This window comes from Sphingomonas pituitosa NBRC 102491, assembly GCF_001598435.1.
GTDB classification, from domain to species: domain Bacteria; phylum Pseudomonadota; class Alphaproteobacteria; order Sphingomonadales; family Sphingomonadaceae; genus Sphingomonas; species Sphingomonas pituitosa.
The window spans coordinates 103,761-119,355 of sequence record NZ_BCYY01000003.1; the positions used below are offsets into that span (position 1 = coordinate 103,761).

Here is a 15,595-nt window from a genome sequence, read left to right on the forward strand (position 1 = left end):
TAACGAATGGCCGGCGGCCATCCCAGTTTCCGGCAATCGGCCGCCCGCTCAGCGCGGTGCGGCGACGACCCGTTCGAGCGCCGGTATGGTCTTGATCGGCGTCTCCGGCCGCGGGTAGGCACCCGCATAGGCAGCGGCGACCCCGCTCAGAATCGTTCCGGCAATCAATGCGACGAGCGCCTTTTTCACGGCGTCTCTCCCCTTATCCGTTACGCGTTGTTCGCCATCAACTCGCGAACGTCGGTCAGGTGCCCGGTCACCGCCGCCGCCGCCGCCATCGCGGGCGAGACGAGGTGGGTACGGGAACCCGGCCCCTGGCGTCCTACGAAATTGCGATTCGAAGTGGAAGCACAACGTTCTCCGGCGGGAACCTTATCCGGATTCATCGCCAGGCACATCGAGCAGCCCGGCTCGCGCCACTGGAAGCCCGCCTCGACGAAGATGCGGTCGAGCCCCTCGGCCTCGGCCTGTCGCTTGACCAGCCCCGAACCGGGCACGATCAGCGCCTGGCGAATGCGATCGGCGACCTTGCGACCCTTCACCACCGCGGCGGCGGCGCGCAGATCCTCGATCCGGCTGTTGGTGCACGATCCGATGAAGATGTGCTCGACCGGAATGTCCTGCATCGCGGTGCCGGGGGTGAGGCCCATATAGTCGAGCGAGCGCTGCGCGGCGGCCCGCTTCGAGGGATCGGCAAAGCTCTCCGGATCAGGCACGAAGCCGGTGATCGGCACCACGTCCTCGGGGCTGGTGCCCCAGGTGAGCGACGGCGCGATGTCGGCCGCGTCGAGCGTCACCACCTTGTCGTAGACGGCACCCTGATCGGTCGGCAGCGTCTTCCAATAGGCGACGGCGCGGTCCCACGCCTCGCCGGTCGGCGCCATCGGGCGGCCCTTCAGGTAATCGAACGTCTTCTGGTCCGGCGCGATCAGGCCCGAGCGCGCACCGCCCTCGATCGACATGTTGGAGATCGTCAGCCGCCCCTCGATCGAAAGGTCGCGGATCACCTCGCCGGTGAATTCGATGACATAGCCGGTGCCGCCGGCCGCGCCGATCTTGCCGATGATCGCCAGCACCACGTCCTTGGCGCTGACGCCGTGGCCGAGTTTGCCGTCGACGCGGACTTCCATCGTCTTCGACTGCTTGAGCAGCAGCGTCTGGGTGGCGAGCACATGCTCGACCTCGCTGGTGCCGATGCCGAACGCCAGCGCCCCCAGCGCGCCATGCGCCGAGGTGTGGCTGTCGCCGCAGACCAGCGTCGCGCCGGGCAGCGTGAAGCCCTGCTCGGGCCCGACGACATGGACGATCCCCTGCCGCGCATCGAGCGCGTCGATATAGGGCACGCCGAATTCGGCGACATTGCCGCGCAGCGCGGAGAGCTGGCCGGCGCTGGCCGGATCGGCGATCGGCAGCGCGTTGCCGGCGGCATCGACGCGCGGGGTGGTCGGCAGATTGTGATCGGGCACCGCGAGGGTAAGATCGGGGCGGCGCACCTTGCGATCCGCCGCGCGGAGGCCGGCAAAGGCCTGCGGGCTGGTGACTTCGTGGACGAGGTGCCGATCGATATAGATCAGGCAGGTGCCATCGTCCCGGCGCTCGACGACATGGTCGGCCCAGATCTTCTCGTACAGGGTGCGGGGTTCACGCGACATGGCCGGCGCTTTAATCGAATCGTGCGCATATGCAAGCTTTGGAGACATTTTCTGCTGCCGATCGTCGCATCTAGCGGGGATGGGGTTGAGCATCGCCGGCGCGTCGCATCCAAGATCGTCTACATCCAGTCCTCCGCTCGAATAACACGCGGACTCGCCCGCGCCGAAACATCTGCGGATCGGGTCCGGATGGTCCCGTTCGAGCTTATTCTTGCGAACCTTGCCTCCAAGGCCGCATAGCTGCTGCACAAGGTGCTTTTGGGGCAGAGCAATGGACGAAGAAGAAACCTCGACCAACCATGACGGCGCCACCCTGCTGTACGATTACTTCAAGCACCTCACCGCGCTGTGCCTGTTCTCGCTGGGGGGCGTGGCGGCGCTCGCCGACAAGCTGGCGGCGCGATCGCTGCTGCCGCTGGTGCTCACTTTCCTCGTGATCGGGCTGGCGGGATTTGCTTCCTTCTACGCCACCGGCAGCATCGTGGACGCTCGCTTCACCGGCAAACCGATCCGCAAGGACATCAACCGGTATCGCCACGCAGCGCCGCTGCTGCTCTCGGTCGGCCTCGGCATGTTCTTGTACCTGTTCGTCATGTCGCGCGGCCACTGACCGGCGGTTCGTCAGCGACCGATCCCTTGCCCGCCGCCACGTTCCTTGGGCGAGACATAGGCCGGATCGTGCGCGAACGGCAGCGGTGCGCCGTCCCGCAGCGCGGCCAGCACCGCGGCGAAGTCCGTCTCGCAGCGGAAGCCCAGCACGCGCTCGGCGAGCCCGGCATCATAGACCCGGCCGATGCTGGCGGGCAGCGTCCAGCCGCGCGCGGCGTAGAGCGCCGCCGCATCGGGAAAGGTCCGCGCGATCACCGCCGCCGCCTCGCGCTTCAGTTCGGCGCAATCCGCCCGCGCGAACGGGGTTGGTGCGGAGATCACGAACACGCCGTGGCCCACCGCGGGCGCCTGCTCCAGCGCCACCAGATGCGCGCGCGCCGCATCTTCCACCGTCAGCCGGCGGTGGAGCAGTTCGTTGGCCTTTAGGTTCTCGCCCGAGGGGACGGCGTGGGTATCGTCGTCCTCGGGGAAGAAGCGGCTGGTGCGCAGCACGATCGTCGCCAGACCATGCTCCGCCCAGGCGATCCGGCACAGCCCCTCGGCGGCGAGCTTGGTGACGCCGTAGATGTTGCGCGGCGCGAGCGAGCCGCCGGCCTCGTCGAGCCACACCGCCGCGTCGCCGCCCTCGTCGCGGATCGCCTGGCTGATCATCAGCGAGGTGGTGGAGGTAAAGACGAACCGGTCGTGCCCCGCCGCCTTCGCGCATTCGAGCAGGTTCAGCGTGCCGGCGACGTTGACGTCGAGGAAGTTCTGCGCCGGATAGCGTACGATGTCCGGCTTGTGCAGGCCGCCGGCGTGGATCACCGCCTCGATGCCGTGCTCGGCGAACACCCGCTCGACCAGCGCCCGATCGGCGACCGATCCCAGCACCTGCGTGTCCGTGCCCGGCGCCATGTCGAGCCCGATCACCGCGTGCCCCGCCTGTCGCAGCATCGGCGCGAGGAAGCGCCCCAGCCAGCCCGACGACCCGGTGAGCAGCACCCGCATCAGGGCCGCGCCCCATATTTCCGCGCCAGCACCGCGCAGACGAACAGCTGGAGCTGGTGAAAGATCATCAGCGGCAGCACGATCAGGCTCACCGCGCCGCCGGGGAACAGGATCGTCGCCATCGGGATGCCGCTCGCCATGCTCTTCTTCGAGCCGCAGAAGACGATGGCGATCTCGTCCTCGGTCGAGAAGCCCAGCTTGCGGCTGCCGATCATCGTCACCGCGATCACGATGCCGAGCAGCGCCGCGTTGAACGCCAGCACCAGCGCGAGATCGGTGAGCGACACCCGGCTCCACACGCCCGCGACCATGCCCTCGCTGAACGCCGCATAGACGACGAGCAGGATCGACCCGCGATCGACCACCATGGTCAGCGTGCGGTGCTTGAGGATGAAGGCGCCGATCAGCGGCCGCGCCGCCTGCCCCGCCGCGAACGGCAGCAGGATCTGCATCGCGATCGATTCGAGCTGCGCCAGCGAGAAGCCCGCGCCGCTGCCGTGCGGCAGCAACAGCGCGGCGAGCAGCGGGGTGATGATCACCCCGATCAGGTTGGACAGCGAGGCGCTGCACAGGGCGGCAGGCACATTGCCGCGCGCGATCGAGGTGAAGGCGATCGACGACTGCACGGTGGAGGGCAGCAGGCACAGGAACAGGATGCCGAGCGCGATGCCCCCCGGCAGCAACTGGCCGGCCATCGCATAGGCGCCGATGCCCAGCAGCGGGAAGACCAGGAAGGTGCTGAGAAACACCGTCAGTTGCAGCCGCCAGTTGGTGAGCCCCGCCCAGATCGCCGCGGGTGCCAGCCGCGCGCCGTAGAGGAAGAACAGCAGCGCCACCGCGATCGTCACCGCCTCGTCCGAAATGCTCGCCCAGATGCCGCGTGCGGGGAACAGCGCGGCCAGCCCCACCGTGCCCAGCAGCAGCAGCAGATAGGGATCGATCCAGCGACGAAGGGCAGCCATGCGGGTACTCGCACCATGGAAACTGCGCGCGCCAATGCGCGCGACCGTGCGTGCGCGCAAGCGTTCAGGCCGCAGCCAACGCCTGCACCGGATGCAATCCTTCGCCCGCGTCCGCCCAGTCGGTGCGCCGCCGCACGAATGGGTTGAGGAACAGGAAGGGCAGCTTCACGAACAGCAGCTCGGAATGGATGAAGCTGTCGACCGCGCGCTCCCACCAGCGGGGTTCGCGCTTGCCGTTCGCGCGCAGCCAGCCATCATAGGGCGCCCAGTGGCTCGGCTCGTCCTTCTCGATGATGCGGAAGATGCGGGTGAGCACCTTGTCGCCCAGCACGGCCGGATGGTTCAGCAGGACATGGACCTGGCGGTGGCCGCGCCGCTCGGTGAGCGAGATCACCCGGCACAGCTTCTCGAACTGGGCATCGTCCTCGATCAGCTTCTGCGTATCCAGTGCATCGATGGTGCGACGGAACATGATCTCGACGAAGCGGTCGATATGTCCGCAGGTCCGGTCGACCGTCAGCGGCATCCGCCCCTGCAGCTCGAACCAGCGCTTGAACATCTGGTAGTGCTTGCGTTCGTCGGCGCGGTGTTTCTCGATCGCGGCGATCAGCGCATGATCGTCGGGCGAACGAACACGCACTGCCTCCAGCACCCGATCGATGCTCGTATAGCCGCGATGCTCGTTATAGATGTAGATCGACCCCAGCAGGTCGAGATAGCGGCGGCGGAACGCGGACAACATCGTCAGACGCTATGCGTCTGAAATGTTTCCGTCAATCAGCCACCTTGATGAAGAAATGGTCGATCACGTCCTTGGCGAGCCGCGCCGGCCGCTTGGTCTCGGCATCGAGGCAGCACCAGCTCGACTTCACCTCGGCCAGCACCTCGGAGCCGCGGCGGATGATCGTCTCGTAGAACGCCCGCGCGCCCTGCACCTTTTCCAGCAGCACGGTGGCGACCACGTCGTCCTCCAGGAAGGCCGGGCGGCGATAGGTGATCTCGTGCTTGAGCGCGACCCACAGATGCTCGGCCACCGCCTCCACCGGGGCCAGCGCCTGCCAGTGGCTCACCACCGCCGCCTGCACCCATTTCAGGTAGGAGGCGTTGTTCACATGTCCCATGAAGTCGATGTCGTCCTGGGCGACGTCGACCCGGAATTCGAAAGGAATCGCGGTGTTGCTCACCCGGGCATCATAGACCAACCGCGCCCAACAAGCGACTCACCGGCCACCGAATCGGCGATAAACATGCGAAGCGGGGATGCCGTAGCGGCAGACCGTCAGGCCGGGCCGATTTCCAGCCGCTTTGCCAGCGTGTCGCGCCGGGCATCGAGTTCGTGCCGGGCGCGCTCCAGCAGCTCCAGCTCGGTCGCTTCGAGCAAGTCGTCGACCACGCCGCGCAGGTGCCGCCGCATCGCCGCGCGGGCGCCGTGCGGATCGCGCGCATGGAGGGCGTCGAGGATCGGGCGGTGCTCGTCATAGCGCGGGTTCACGCCGTTGCGACGCGCGCGATCGAACATGTTGGCGCAGAGCGGCGAGCGGGTGCGCAGCTCCCACAGATATTCCACCACGCTGCGGATCGCCGCATTGCCCGTCGCATTGGCCACCGCGATGTGGAAGCGGTGGTCGGCATCGAACAGCGTCGCGTTGCCGATCGCGGGATCGGCCATTTCCGCAGCGATCTGATCGAGTTCGGCCAGCTGCTCGGGGGTGATCGACACCGCCGCCAGCGCCGCCGCCTCGCCCTCGAACAGGATCCGCGCCTCGGTGAGATCAAAGGCGCCGATATCCAGGTTCAGCGCATCCTCGCGCAGCCCGCCCGAGCTGTCGCGGTGCGTGACGTAGAGGCCCGAGCCGTGCCGCGCCTCGATCCAGCCCTTCATCTCCAGCGCGATCATCGCCTCGCGGATCGTCGGCCGGCTGACCTTGTATTCCTCGGCAAGGTCCCGTTCGCCGGGCAGCCGCGTGCCGGGGGCCCAGCGGCCACCCTCGATACCGTCCGCGATCGATGCGGCAACGCGCTGGTAGAGTTTGCTTCGATTGAGTTTCATCACCCTTTCTCATAGGCGAGCGGCGGATTTTCGCAAAGCCTTTGGCCTTACCAATCAATTCCGAAAGCGATCAGGGAGATAGCGACCCGGGTCGAGCCCCGGGGATTGGCCCAGCAGCAGCTGGCAGGCCAATCGGCCGGCAGCCGGTGCGGTCTGGATCCCGAAGCCTCCCTGCCCGGCGCACCAGAAGAAGCCCGGCGTCGCCGGCTCGAAGCCATAGACCGGGCGACGGTCTGGCGCGAAGCTGCGTAGCCCGGCCCAGCGATGCTCGAGCGCCGCGACGCGCCAGTCCACCACCTGCTCGAACCGATGGATAGCGGTGGCGACGTCGATCTCTTCGGGCGCGGCGTCGCAGGGTGGGCTATCCACTTCGTCATGCGGCGTCAGCCAAAGGCGTCCGCCCGCCTCCGGCTTGAAGTAGAAGCTGCCGCCAAGATCGCTGACCAGCGGGCAGCCCGTGGGGGGTGCGGGGTCGGTGCGCAGCTGCACCATGGTGCGGCGGTAGGGGCGAAGACCGATCGGCTGCACGCCCGCCAGCGCCGCGACCTGATCCGCCCAGGCGCCGGCGGCGTTGACGAGAAGATCGGCGATGAAAACGCCGGCCCGCGTTTCCAGCCGCCAGGCGCCGTCCGCGCGCGCGGCGCCGACGAGCGCGGCCGAACAATGGAGCGCGGCTCCCGCCGCCTTCGCGCGCGCGAGAAAATGCTGATGCAGCGCGGCCACGTCGATATAGGCGCAGCCCGGCTCGTGGACGCCGAGCGACCACTCGGCCCGCAGGCCCGGCACCATCGTGCGCGGATCCACGATCTCCAGGTCGAGGCCGCGGCCCTCGAAGGCGGCGAGGAAGGCATCCACGCGGCGCTGGTCGCCGGTGCGGGCGAGATGCAGTTCGCCGAGCGAATCGAGGAACCCGCCCGCGCGCAACATCGGCCCGGAGGCAGTGGTGAGCGGCTGGACATCCGGCCCGCCATAGGTCTCGGACCAGAAGGCGGCCGAACGACCCGTCGCATGATAGCCCGGACGATCCTCCGCCTCGAGCAGCAACACCCGCGCATGCGGCGCCAGTTCGGCGGCGAGGCTCGCGCCCGCGATGCCGGCGCCGACGATCGCAACATCGAATGCACTCACCGGCGCGGCGCCCGTGCATCGAGGAAGCCATCGATCGCCGCCAGCGCACGATTCCGCACCGGATCGGCCTCGCGCAGGATCTCGTGGGCGCTCTCCGGCCCGAAGCGGAGCATTTCCGCGTTCGGCAGCCGCGGCGCGATGCGCAGCGCGGCGCGGGCGTCGACCAGCCCGTCCGCTTCGGCGACGAGCAGCAGCAGCGGCGTGTCCACCGCCTCGATCGGCCCCGCCTCCAGGTCGGCCATCGACCGGAAGGCTGCGACCAACCATTGCCAGCTTGGAGCGCCAGTCAGCAGCGACCGGTCCTGCGCCTGCCACCAGAGTTCGTCGGCGTAGCGATCGGCATCATGGGTCAGCAGGTTGGCGCGGGTCTCGGTGGTATAGGGCTTCTCGTTACCCTTCCAGGCCGGGCGGCGCGGATCGCCGAGCCGCGAAAGGAGCCGCGCCATCGGTGCCGCCAGCCTGCCCAGCGCGCTGCGCACCCCCAGCATGGGCGCGACCAGCACCGCGGCATCGGGCGTGATCGCGCGTTCCACCAGTCCACGCAGCACCAGATGGCCGCCCATCGAATGGCCGATCACCACATGCGGGCCTGGCGCCGCCGCCGTCCATGCGGAAGCGAAGGCGTGCAGGTCGGCGATGTAGATGCCGAAGTCGTCGATATGCCCGCAATTTGCCTTGGGCGTCAGTCGTCCCGACCCGCCCTGCCCGCGCCAGTCGAAGGCGGTGATCGTCCAGCCCTGCGCGTGCCAGTACGCGAAGCATTCCAGATATTTCTCGAACACGTCGCCGCGGCCGGTCTGGAACAGGATGCTGCCCCGCGGCGTGCCCTCGACCGCCCAGTGAAAGCGACGGAGCGGCCAGCCGTCGGGCGCCGCCCAGCGGTCCACCACTGCGCCTGCGGGAACCTGGCGGGTAAAATTCCGGGAAACTGCCATGTGGCGTGGTTACGGTTTCGTAAGCCGGTCCGTCTACCCACTTGGGCCATGGGGGCGATCTTCCAGGCCTGTCTGCTCGGCGCACTTGCGCTGCTCCTGGTATCCGCCGGGATCGAGGACATTCGCTTCCGCACCATCGCCAACGCCAAGAACGCGGCGATCGCGCTCGGCGCGCCGCTGTGGTGGTGGACGACGGGCATGGCGCCGTGGCCGGACATTGCCATCCAGATCGGATGCGCCGCGCTTGTCTTCGGCCTGTTCGTCGCGGTGTTCGCCGTCGGCATGATGGGCGGGGGCGACGTGAAGCTGATTGGTGCGCTGGCGCTGTGGCTGCCGCTCGTCCCGCTGCTGCGGATGCTGGTGCTGATGTCGCTGCTCGGCGGGGTGCTCACCCTGGCGATGCTGCTCCACGGCAAGCTGCGCCGTCCGAAGCGCGAAACGCCGATCGAGGTGCCGTACGGCGTAGCCATCGCCGTCGGCGCCCTGATTGTCCTGTACGAACCGATTCTTAACCGGATTGGATGATACTTAACGCCGCCACAACCGGGTCGGCCAAAAAGTTCGAGAAGGCGCAATTCAGCATGGACGCACGTAGGCTGTTGCTGCTCGTGGGAGCGTTGGTGGTCGCGGCCGTGACCGCGTTCATGGCCCGCAGCCTGGTGCTCGGTTCGGGCGCCCCCGCCGCCGGGGCGATGGCGCAGGGCGTCGCCGCGGCCCCGCCGCCGCCGGTCAACACCACCGAAGTGCTGGTCGCCAAGCGCGCGCTGCCGGTGGGCACGATCCTCGACGCAACCGCACTCGAATTCCGCCCCTGGCCCAAGGACCTGGTGGAAGGCGCCTATTATGTCCGCGGCCAGAGCGAGCCCGCCAAGCTGCAGGGCACCGTCGTCCGCTTCGCGATTCCCGCCGGCCAGCCGGTGACGCAGGGTGCGCTGGTCAAGCCCGGCGACCGCGGTTTCCTCGCCGCCGCGCTTGGCCCCGGCATGCGGGCGGTCACCGTGCCCGTCTCGGCCCAGAGCGCCGTGGCAGGCTTCGTCTTCCCGGGCGACCATATCGACCTGATCCTGACCCAGACGGTGAGCGGCGAAGGCCCGCCGCTGCGCGCTTCGGAAACGGTGCTGCGCAACCTGCGCGTGCTCGCCACCGACCAGCGCACGGACAAGCAGACCGACGACAAGGGCAAGACCGTGGTCACCGCCTATTCGACCGTGACGGTCGAGGCGACGCCCAAGATCGCCGAGAAGATCGCCGTCGCGCAGACCGTCGGCACCCTATCCTTGTCGCTGCGCTCGCTCGCGGACACGCAGGGCGACCTCGACGAGGCGATCGCCAGCGGCGCGGTGAGCGTGCCCGACGATCCCAAGAAGGAAAAGGCGTTCCTCGCCCGCGCCACGAGCCGGCCGCAGGACGAGAACGACTCCTATGTCACCGGCGCCGACGTCTCGCGCTTCCAGCGTCGCAGCGTGCCGGCGAAGGAAGCCGGGCCTGCCGGAATGATGGCCTCCGCACCCGCGCCGATGGTCGGCGCGCCTGCGGCGGCGCAATCGATCGGCCCGGTGGTGCGCGTCGTGCGCGGCAGCGATGCCAGCCTCGTCCCCGTTGGCGGAAAGAACTGAGATGCAGCGCACCCTTCCCCTCGGCGCGGCGGCCCTTGCCGTCCTGCTCTCCGCCCAGCCCGCGCTCGCCCAGAGCCGAACCGCCAAGCCGGTCACCCGCATGGCGCAGCTGCCCGCCGGCAGCCAGCGCCCGGCCCGCGAAGTGCTGCTCTCGATCGGCGAGGGCGAGCTGGTAACGCTGCCCGCCGCCGCCGCCAATGTGTGGACGTCGAACCCCGGCGTCGCCGACGTCTATGTCGCCAGCGCCCGCCAGCTGCATCTCTATGGCAAGGCGTTCGGCGAGGCGACCGTGTTCGCCACCAGCGCCAGCGGCGCGATCGTCTATTCGGCGAACGTCCGCGTCAGCCAGAACATCAGCAGCATCGACACGATGATGAAGGCGGCAATGCCCGATTCCGACATCACCGTGACGACGGTCGGCCAGATCGCCGTGCTCAACGGCACCGTGCGCTCGCCGCAGGACAGCGAACAGGCGCAGCGGCTGGTCACCAGCCTGCTCAACCCCGGCATCAACCTCAACGACGCCAATGCTGCACTGAAGATCGGCGTGGTCAACCGGCTCCGCACCGCCACGCCGCTGCAGGTGCAGCTGCAGGTCCGCTTCGCCGAAGTGAGCCGCAGCTTCGTCAAGAACATGAACGTCAACCTGACCAACCGCGATCGCGGCAGCTTCCTGTTCGGGATCAACCAGGGCAAGCAGGGGACGATCACCAACTGGACCGGCGACACGCAGGATCCCGCGAGCGGTGCGCTGAAGGGCAGCCAGGTGTTCACCTTCCCCGCGCCCAGCACGGGCAACACGCTGCTCGGCGCCGCCGGGCACTTCCTCGGCACCGATTTGCTCGCCAGCCTCGATTTCGGCGAGACGATCGGCCAGGTCTCCACCCTCGCCTCGCCCAGCCTCATCGCGCTGTCGGGCGAGACCGCGAACTTCCTCGCGGGCGGCGAGATCCCGATCCCGATCGCCCAGGCGCTCGGCACGACCACGGTCGAGTACAAGCAATACGGCGTCAGCCTCGCCTTCACCCCCACGGTGCTGGCGGACGGGCGCATCTCGCTCCACGTCCGGCCCGAAGTGTCGCAGCTCTCCTCTTCGGGGGCGGTGACGCTGGCCAACACCACCATCCCCGCGCTCACCACCCGCCGCAGCGAGACGACCGTCGAGATGGGCTCGGGCGAGAGCATGGTGATCGGCGGACTGCTCCAGAACACCCACAACAACTCGATCACCAAGACGCCCGGCCTCGGCGACATGCCGATCCTCGGTGCGCTGTTCCGCTCCAATGCCTTTCAGCGCAACGAGACCGAGCTGGTGATCGTGATCACCCCCTATCTGGTGCGCCCGGTCAACGCGAACCAGATCCGCCTGCCGACCGACGGCTACAAGGCGCCGAACGACTTCGACCGCATCTTCATGGGCGCGCTGGCCGGTGGCAAGACCGGCGGCGAGCGCCCGATGCCGTCGATGGCGCCGTCCAGCGCCGCGCCGGCGACCGAAGCGCTGGCGCCCGGCCCGATCGCGCCGCCCGCCCCGGCGCGCAAGTCCAAGAACGCCGCGGCCGCACCGGGCTTCGGCCTGTGATGCGCCCCTCGAGGAGAACCGCCTTGTTCCCGCGTCCCGCTCTCGCCCTTCTCGCCCCCGCCCTCCTGCTGGCGGGCTGTGCCGGCTATAACGGCAGCCTCGATTCGGTGCACCAGCCGATCGTCGCCCGCCAGGACCTGACGCTGGACCTGCAGGCCGATGGCGGCCGGCTGGCGCCCGGCGAAGACCGGCGCCTCGCCGAATGGATGGGGGCGATGAACCTGCGCTACGGCGACCGGCTGGCCATCGACGATGGCGGCGAGGGCAGCACCGGCCGCGCCGAAGTGGCGGCGGCAGCGGGGCGCTACGGGCTGATGCTCGCCGATCGCGCACCGGCCACCGGCCGCCCGAACACCCCCGATATCGTGCGCGTGGTGCTCACCCGCACCACCGCCAACGTCCCAGGCTGCCCCGATTATGCGCACCCGAGCGGAATGACTGCGGACGCGAGCACCAGCTCCAACTTCGGCTGCGCCACCGCGTCCAATCTCGCCGCGATGGTCGCCGACCCTGCGGATCTCGTCCGCGGTGCACCCGGCTCTCCCACCGCCGATCCGATGACGATGACCAAGGCGATCGGCGCCTATCGCGCCGCCCTGCCTTCGGGCGCCGGCGGCACGACGGTGAAGGCCGACTCGGCAGGAGGCCCCAAGTGAACGCCCCCTTCAACCCTGCCCGCGCTGCGAGTCGCGAGCCGTTCGCCGGCTTCGTCTGCGACGAGGCGACCGCAGAGCTGATGCGGCCGATCGCCGTCGAGCTCGGCTGGTCACCGGAAAAGGTCAACAAGGGCGGCCTGCGCAATGCGGTGCAGACGCTCGCCGTCTCCGCCAGCCCGCACATCCTGTTCGTCGACCTGTCCGAATCGGGCGATCCGCTCAACGACATCAACGCGCTCGCCGAAGTGTGCGAGCCCGGCACGATCGTGCTCACTGCCGGCGCGGTGAACGATGTGCGGCTCTACCGCGACCTGATCGCCAGCGGCATCCAGGATTATCTGCTCAAGCCGATCAACCCGGACATGCTGCGCGACGCCTTCCTCCAGGCGCAGACCGCGCTGGCGGCGCCGAAGCAGAGTGACGCGAGCGCCGGCCGGCCCCACTGTGCGGTGGCGGTGATCGGCACCCGCGGGGGCTGCGGCGCCACCAGCATCGCGACCTCGCTCGCCTGGCTGATGGGCGAGCGGCAAGGCCGCACCACGGCGCTGCTCGACCTCGACGTGCATTTCGGCACCGGCGCGCTGGCGCTCGACCTGGAGCCCGGCCGCGGCCTGACCGATGCGATCGAGAATCCCAGCCGCATCGACGGGCTGTTCATCGAACGCGCGATGGTCCGCGCCTCCGAACGCCTCGCGGTGCTATCGGCCGAGGCGCCGATCAGCGCGCCGATGACCGGCGACGGCGCCGCCTTCTATCAGTTGCAGGAAGAGATACGCGGGGCGTTCGAATGCACCGTCACCGATCTGCCGCGGCAGATGCTGGTGCAGCACCCGCACCTCATCGCCGACATGCAGGTGGCGGTGCTGGTGACCGAGCTTACCCTCGCCGCCGCGCGCGACACGATCCGCATCCTCAGCTGGTTCAAGTCGAACGCGCCGCAGACCCAGGTCTTCATCCTCGCCAACAAGATGCAACAGCCGGCGCTGATCGAGATCAGCCGCAAGGACTTCGAAGGCTCGATCGAGCGCCAGATCAACTTCGCCGTACCGTTCGAACCGAAGATCGCTAGCCAGGCCGCCAAGCTGGGCAAGCCGATGGCAGAAGTGGGCCGCACCCATCGCGGCCTAGCCCCGATCGGCGAACTCGCCCGCCGGGTCCTGGAGATCACCGACGCCGGCGAGGATGGCGAGCGAAAGGACACGGCCAGGGGCGGTTCGCTGTTCAGCAAGTTCGGCGACCTGAAGGCGCTGATGGCGAGCAAGAAGAAGTAACCGGCCGATGCCGCTGCTCCCGCTCCTGATGCTGGGTCTGGGCGCCGCCGCGGTGCTGGTGCTGCTGGCGCTCGCGCTGTCGGGGCCCTCGGCACAGCGGGCCAGCGCCCGGCGCCTGACGTCGCTGCGCGACCGGCATATGGTGAGCGCCACCGGCGCCAATGCGATGGAAGCGCAGCTTCGCCGCATCTCCACCGCGCAGGCGAGCGGCTTCGAGCTTACCTTCGCCCGGCTGCTGCCGAACCAGGAACAGCTGGAGAAGCGGCTGGCGATGACCGGCAAGAGCTGGACGCTCGGCCAGTACGGCCTCGCCACGCTGGGACTGGCGCTTGCCGTGTTCGCGCTGCTGCTGTTCGAAGGCGCGCCGCTGCTCCTCTCGCTGGTGTTCGGTCTGTTCGTCGGCCTCGGCGTTCCGCATTTCGTGGTCGGGTTCCTGATCAAGCGCCGCGTGACCAGGTTCACCGCCAACTTCCCGGACGCGATCGACCTGCTGGTCCGCGGCCTGCGATCGGGCCTTCCGGTAACCGAGACGATCGGCGTGGTCGGCGTCGAGATGCCCGGGCCCGTGGGCGAGGAATTCCGCGCGATCAGCGACAAGATGAAGATCGGTCGCACGCTCGACGCCGCGCTGCAGGAAACTGCGGACCGGCTGGGCACGCCGGAATTCCAGTTCTTCACGATCACCATCCAGATCCAGCGGGAGACCGGCGGCAACCTCGCCGAAACGCTCAGCAACCTGTCCGACGTGCTGCGCAAGCGCGCGCAGATGAAGCTGAAGATCAAGGCAATGTCGTCGGAAGCCAAGGCCTCCGCCATCATCGTCGGCGCGCTGCCGTTCATCGTGTTTGCGCTGATCTGGTCGATCAACAACGAGTATATGATGAAGTTCTTCCTCGATCAGCGGCTGATGGTGGCCGGCGGCGGCGGGCTGATCTGGATGGCGCTCGGCGCCTTCATCATGGCCAAGATGGTCAATTTCGAGATCTGACGGCAATGGAACCCACCGGCCCCACCCTGCTCGGCATCGACGTTACCTTGGTCGCAACGATCCTGTCGGCGGTCGCTGCGTTTTCCGTGCTCGTCGCCATCTATGCCGCGACGACGGTGCGCAACCCGATGTCCCGCCGGGTGAAGGCCCTCAACGAGCGCCGTGAACAGCTGAAGGCAGGCATTGCCGCCGCGCCGTCCAAGCGCCGCGCCAAGCTGGTGCAGCGCAGCGACACGACCGATCGCATCCGCAGCCTGCTCAGCACGCTCAAGGTGCTGCAGGACGAACAGGTCAAGGTGGCGCAGGTCAAGCTGCTCCAGGCCGGCATCCGCCGCCGCGAATGGGCGGTGGGCGTGATCTTCGGCCGGCTGGTGCTGCCGATCGTCGTCGGCGGGCCGATGCTCTACTTCGTCTATGGCACCGACATGTTCGCCGACTGGAGCCCGCTCAAGGCCTATGGCCTGGTCGCCGGCAGCTTTCTCCTCAGCTACAAGGCGCCCGATCTCTATCTGAAGAACCGCATCCAGAAGCGGAGCGACGCAATTCGCAAGGGCCTGCCCGACGCGCTGGACCTGCTGGTGATCTGCGCCGAAGCCGGCCTCACCGTGGACGCCGCCTTCAGCCGCGTCGCCAGGGAACTGGGCCGCGCCTATCCCGAACTAGGAGAAGAATTCTCGCTGACCGCGATCGAGCTCGGCTTCCTCACCGATCGTCGCGCCGCGTTCGAGAACATGGCGATGCGAATTAACCTGGAAGCGATCCGCGGCGTCGTCACGACGATGATCCAGACCGAGAAGTACGGCACACCCCTCGCCTCGGCATTGCGTGTGCTTTCTGCAGAATTCCGCAATGAACGGATGATGCGCGCCGAGGAAAAGGCCGCCCGGCTGCCCGCCATCATGACCGTTCCACTGATCCTGTTCATCCTGCCCGTGCTGTTCATCGTGATCCTCGGCCCCGCCGCCTGCTCGATCAACGATTCGCTGATGCATTGACGCGGACGGAACCTTAGGCGCCGCAGCAGGTTGTGGGCGGGATGCCCGGAGCCTGACTTATGAACGACTTACCCTACACCACGCCGCTGCAGTTCATCGGTCTGGCGCTTGCCCTGGTGGCCGGCTGGCTGCTCGGCCTTGCCAGCAGCAGTGGCGGCCGCCGC

At 68.3% G+C, this 15,595-nt stretch carries 17 protein-coding genes; 8 read left to right on the forward strand and 9 right to left on the reverse strand.

What is annotated here, in order from left to right; all coding sequences use genetic code 11:
* Positions 1-48: 48 nt before the first annotated feature.
* Both SPI01S_RS22135 and leuC read right to left on the reverse strand, forming a co-directional pair.
* The gene (locus SPI01S_RS22135; protein ID WP_157084572.1) at positions 49-189 is read right to left on the reverse strand and encodes a hypothetical protein; all 141 of its coding nucleotides are present in this window, start codon (positions 187-189) and stop codon (positions 49-51) included.
* Between the two features lie 20 nt (positions 190-209).
* Entirely contained in the window at positions 210-1,652 is a 1,443-nt protein-coding gene (gene leuC, locus SPI01S_RS05330; RefSeq protein ID WP_066719291.1) for a 3-isopropylmalate dehydratase large subunit, read from the reverse strand.
* A gap of 271 nt (positions 1,653-1,923) precedes the next feature.
* Between leuC and SPI01S_RS05335 the strand changes: the two genes are divergently transcribed.
* The gene (locus SPI01S_RS05335) at positions 1,924-2,262 is read left to right on the forward strand and encodes a hypothetical protein (protein ID WP_066719294.1); all 339 of its coding nucleotides are present in this window, start codon (positions 1,924-1,926) and stop codon (positions 2,260-2,262) included.
* Positions 2,263-2,273: 11 nt separating this feature from the next.
* Here the strand turns inward: SPI01S_RS05335 and SPI01S_RS05340 are convergent, their stop codons facing one another.
* The 7 genes from SPI01S_RS05340 to SPI01S_RS05370 form a co-directional block, all read right to left on the reverse strand.
* Positions 2,274-3,248 carry an NAD-dependent epimerase/dehydratase family protein gene (locus SPI01S_RS05340; protein ID WP_066719296.1) on the reverse strand — a complete coding sequence of 325 codons (975 nt, stop codon included), beginning with the start codon at positions 3,246-3,248 and terminating at the stop codon, positions 2,274-2,276.
* On the reverse strand, positions 3,248-4,210 hold the full coding sequence (locus SPI01S_RS05345; protein WP_066719298.1) for a bile acid:sodium symporter family protein: 963 nt from the start codon (positions 4,208-4,210) through the stop codon (positions 3,248-3,250). Before SPI01S_RS05345 ends, SPI01S_RS05340 begins: the two co-directional genes overlap by 1 nt.
* Before the next feature lie 64 nt (positions 4,211-4,274).
* Entirely contained in the window at positions 4,275-4,952 is a 678-nt protein-coding gene (locus SPI01S_RS05350; RefSeq protein WP_066719301.1) for a hypothetical protein, read from the reverse strand.
* Positions 4,953-4,983: 31 nt separating this feature from the next.
* A complete protein-coding gene (locus SPI01S_RS05355) occupies positions 4,984-5,394 on the reverse strand; it encodes an acyl-CoA thioesterase (RefSeq protein ID WP_066719353.1) in 411 nt (136 codons plus the stop codon).
* A gap of 95 nt (positions 5,395-5,489) precedes the next feature.
* Positions 5,490-6,260, reverse strand: a complete 771-nt coding sequence (locus tag SPI01S_RS05360) for a FadR/GntR family transcriptional regulator (protein WP_066719304.1) — start codon at positions 6,258-6,260, stop codon at positions 5,490-5,492.
* A gap of 54 nt (positions 6,261-6,314) precedes the next feature.
* Complete coding sequence (locus SPI01S_RS05365; protein WP_066719307.1) at positions 6,315-7,388, reverse strand: NAD(P)/FAD-dependent oxidoreductase; 1,074 nt, start codon at positions 7,386-7,388, stop codon at positions 6,315-6,317.
* On the reverse strand, positions 7,385-8,323 hold the full coding sequence (locus SPI01S_RS05370; protein ID WP_066719310.1) for an alpha/beta fold hydrolase: 939 nt from the start codon (positions 8,321-8,323) through the stop codon (positions 7,385-7,387). Before SPI01S_RS05370 ends, SPI01S_RS05365 begins: the two co-directional genes overlap by 4 nt.
* A gap of 48 nt (positions 8,324-8,371) precedes the next feature.
* Here SPI01S_RS05370 and SPI01S_RS05375 point away from each other — a divergent pair, with 48 nt between their 5' ends.
* From SPI01S_RS05375 to SPI01S_RS05405, 7 genes are read left to right on the forward strand one after another with little or no spacing between them, the layout of a single operon-like run.
* Positions 8,372-8,848, forward strand: a complete 477-nt coding sequence (locus SPI01S_RS05375) for an A24 family peptidase (RefSeq protein ID WP_066719312.1) — start codon at positions 8,372-8,374, stop codon at positions 8,846-8,848.
* 56 nt (positions 8,849-8,904) lie between these two features.
* The gene (gene cpaB / locus SPI01S_RS05380) at positions 8,905-9,939 is read left to right on the forward strand and encodes a Flp pilus assembly protein CpaB (protein ID WP_066719356.1); all 1,035 of its coding nucleotides are present in this window, start codon (positions 8,905-8,907) and stop codon (positions 9,937-9,939) included.
* Position 9,940: 1 nt separating this feature from the next.
* Complete coding sequence (locus SPI01S_RS05385; RefSeq protein ID WP_066719314.1) at positions 9,941-11,521, forward strand: type II and III secretion system protein family protein; 1,581 nt, start codon at positions 9,941-9,943, stop codon at positions 11,519-11,521.
* A 23-nt stretch (positions 11,522-11,544) separates the two neighbouring features.
* On the forward strand, positions 11,545-12,177 hold the full coding sequence (locus SPI01S_RS05390) for a CpaD family pilus assembly lipoprotein (protein ID WP_066719317.1): 633 nt from the start codon (positions 11,545-11,547) through the stop codon (positions 12,175-12,177).
* Positions 12,174-13,448 carry a CpaE/TadZ family protein gene (locus tag SPI01S_RS05395; protein WP_066719319.1) on the forward strand — a complete coding sequence of 425 codons (1,275 nt, stop codon included), beginning with the start codon at positions 12,174-12,176 and terminating at the stop codon, positions 13,446-13,448. The genes SPI01S_RS05390 and SPI01S_RS05395 overlap by 4 nt, the downstream gene beginning before the upstream one ends.
* Before the next feature lie 7 nt (positions 13,449-13,455).
* Positions 13,456-14,436: a type II secretion system F family protein gene (locus tag SPI01S_RS05400; protein WP_066719321.1), complete on the forward strand. Its 981-nt coding sequence runs from the start codon at positions 13,456-13,458 to the stop codon at positions 14,434-14,436.
* A 5-nt stretch (positions 14,437-14,441) separates the two neighbouring features.
* The gene (locus tag SPI01S_RS05405; protein ID WP_066719322.1) at positions 14,442-15,431 is read left to right on the forward strand and encodes a type II secretion system F family protein; all 990 of its coding nucleotides are present in this window, start codon (positions 14,442-14,444) and stop codon (positions 15,429-15,431) included.
* Positions 15,432-15,595: the final 164 nt, after the last annotated feature.

Excerpts from the sequence above, each read along its gene's own strand:
- cpaB (WP_066719356.1), top strand. The coding sequence starts at position 8,905 with ATGGACGCACGTAGGCTGTTGCTGCTCGTGGGAGCGTTGGTGGTCGCG.
- SPI01S_RS05360 (WP_066719304.1), bottom strand. The coding sequence starts at position 6,260 with ATGAAACTCAATCGAAGCAAACTCTACCAGCGCGTTGCCGCATCGATC.
- SPI01S_RS05400 (WP_066719321.1), top strand. The coding sequence starts at position 13,456 with ATGCCGCTGCTCCCGCTCCTGATGCTGGGTCTGGGCGCCGCCGCGGTG.
- SPI01S_RS05335 (WP_066719294.1), top strand. The coding sequence starts at position 1,924 with ATGGACGAAGAAGAAACCTCGACCAACCATGACGGCGCCACCCTGCTG.
- SPI01S_RS05405 (WP_066719322.1), top strand. The coding sequence starts at position 14,442 with ATGGAACCCACCGGCCCCACCCTGCTCGGCATCGACGTTACCTTGGTC.
- SPI01S_RS05375 (WP_066719312.1), top strand. The coding sequence starts at position 8,372 with ATGGGGGCGATCTTCCAGGCCTGTCTGCTCGGCGCACTTGCGCTGCTC.
- SPI01S_RS05370 (WP_066719310.1), bottom strand. The coding sequence starts at position 8,323 with ATGGCAGTTTCCCGGAATTTTACCCGCCAGGTTCCCGCAGGCGCAGTG.
- SPI01S_RS05385 (WP_066719314.1), top strand. The coding sequence starts at position 9,941 with ATGCAGCGCACCCTTCCCCTCGGCGCGGCGGCCCTTGCCGTCCTGCTC.
- SPI01S_RS05345 (WP_066719298.1), bottom strand. The coding sequence starts at position 4,210 with ATGGCTGCCCTTCGTCGCTGGATCGATCCCTATCTGCTGCTGCTGCTG.
- SPI01S_RS05340 (WP_066719296.1), bottom strand. The coding sequence starts at position 3,248 with ATGCGGGTGCTGCTCACCGGGTCGTCGGGCTGGCTGGGGCGCTTCCTC.
- SPI01S_RS05350 (WP_066719301.1), bottom strand. The coding sequence starts at position 4,952 with ATGTTGTCCGCGTTCCGCCGCCGCTATCTCGACCTGCTGGGGTCGATC.
- leuC (WP_066719291.1), bottom strand. The coding sequence starts at position 1,652 with ATGTCGCGTGAACCCCGCACCCTGTACGAGAAGATCTGGGCCGACCAT.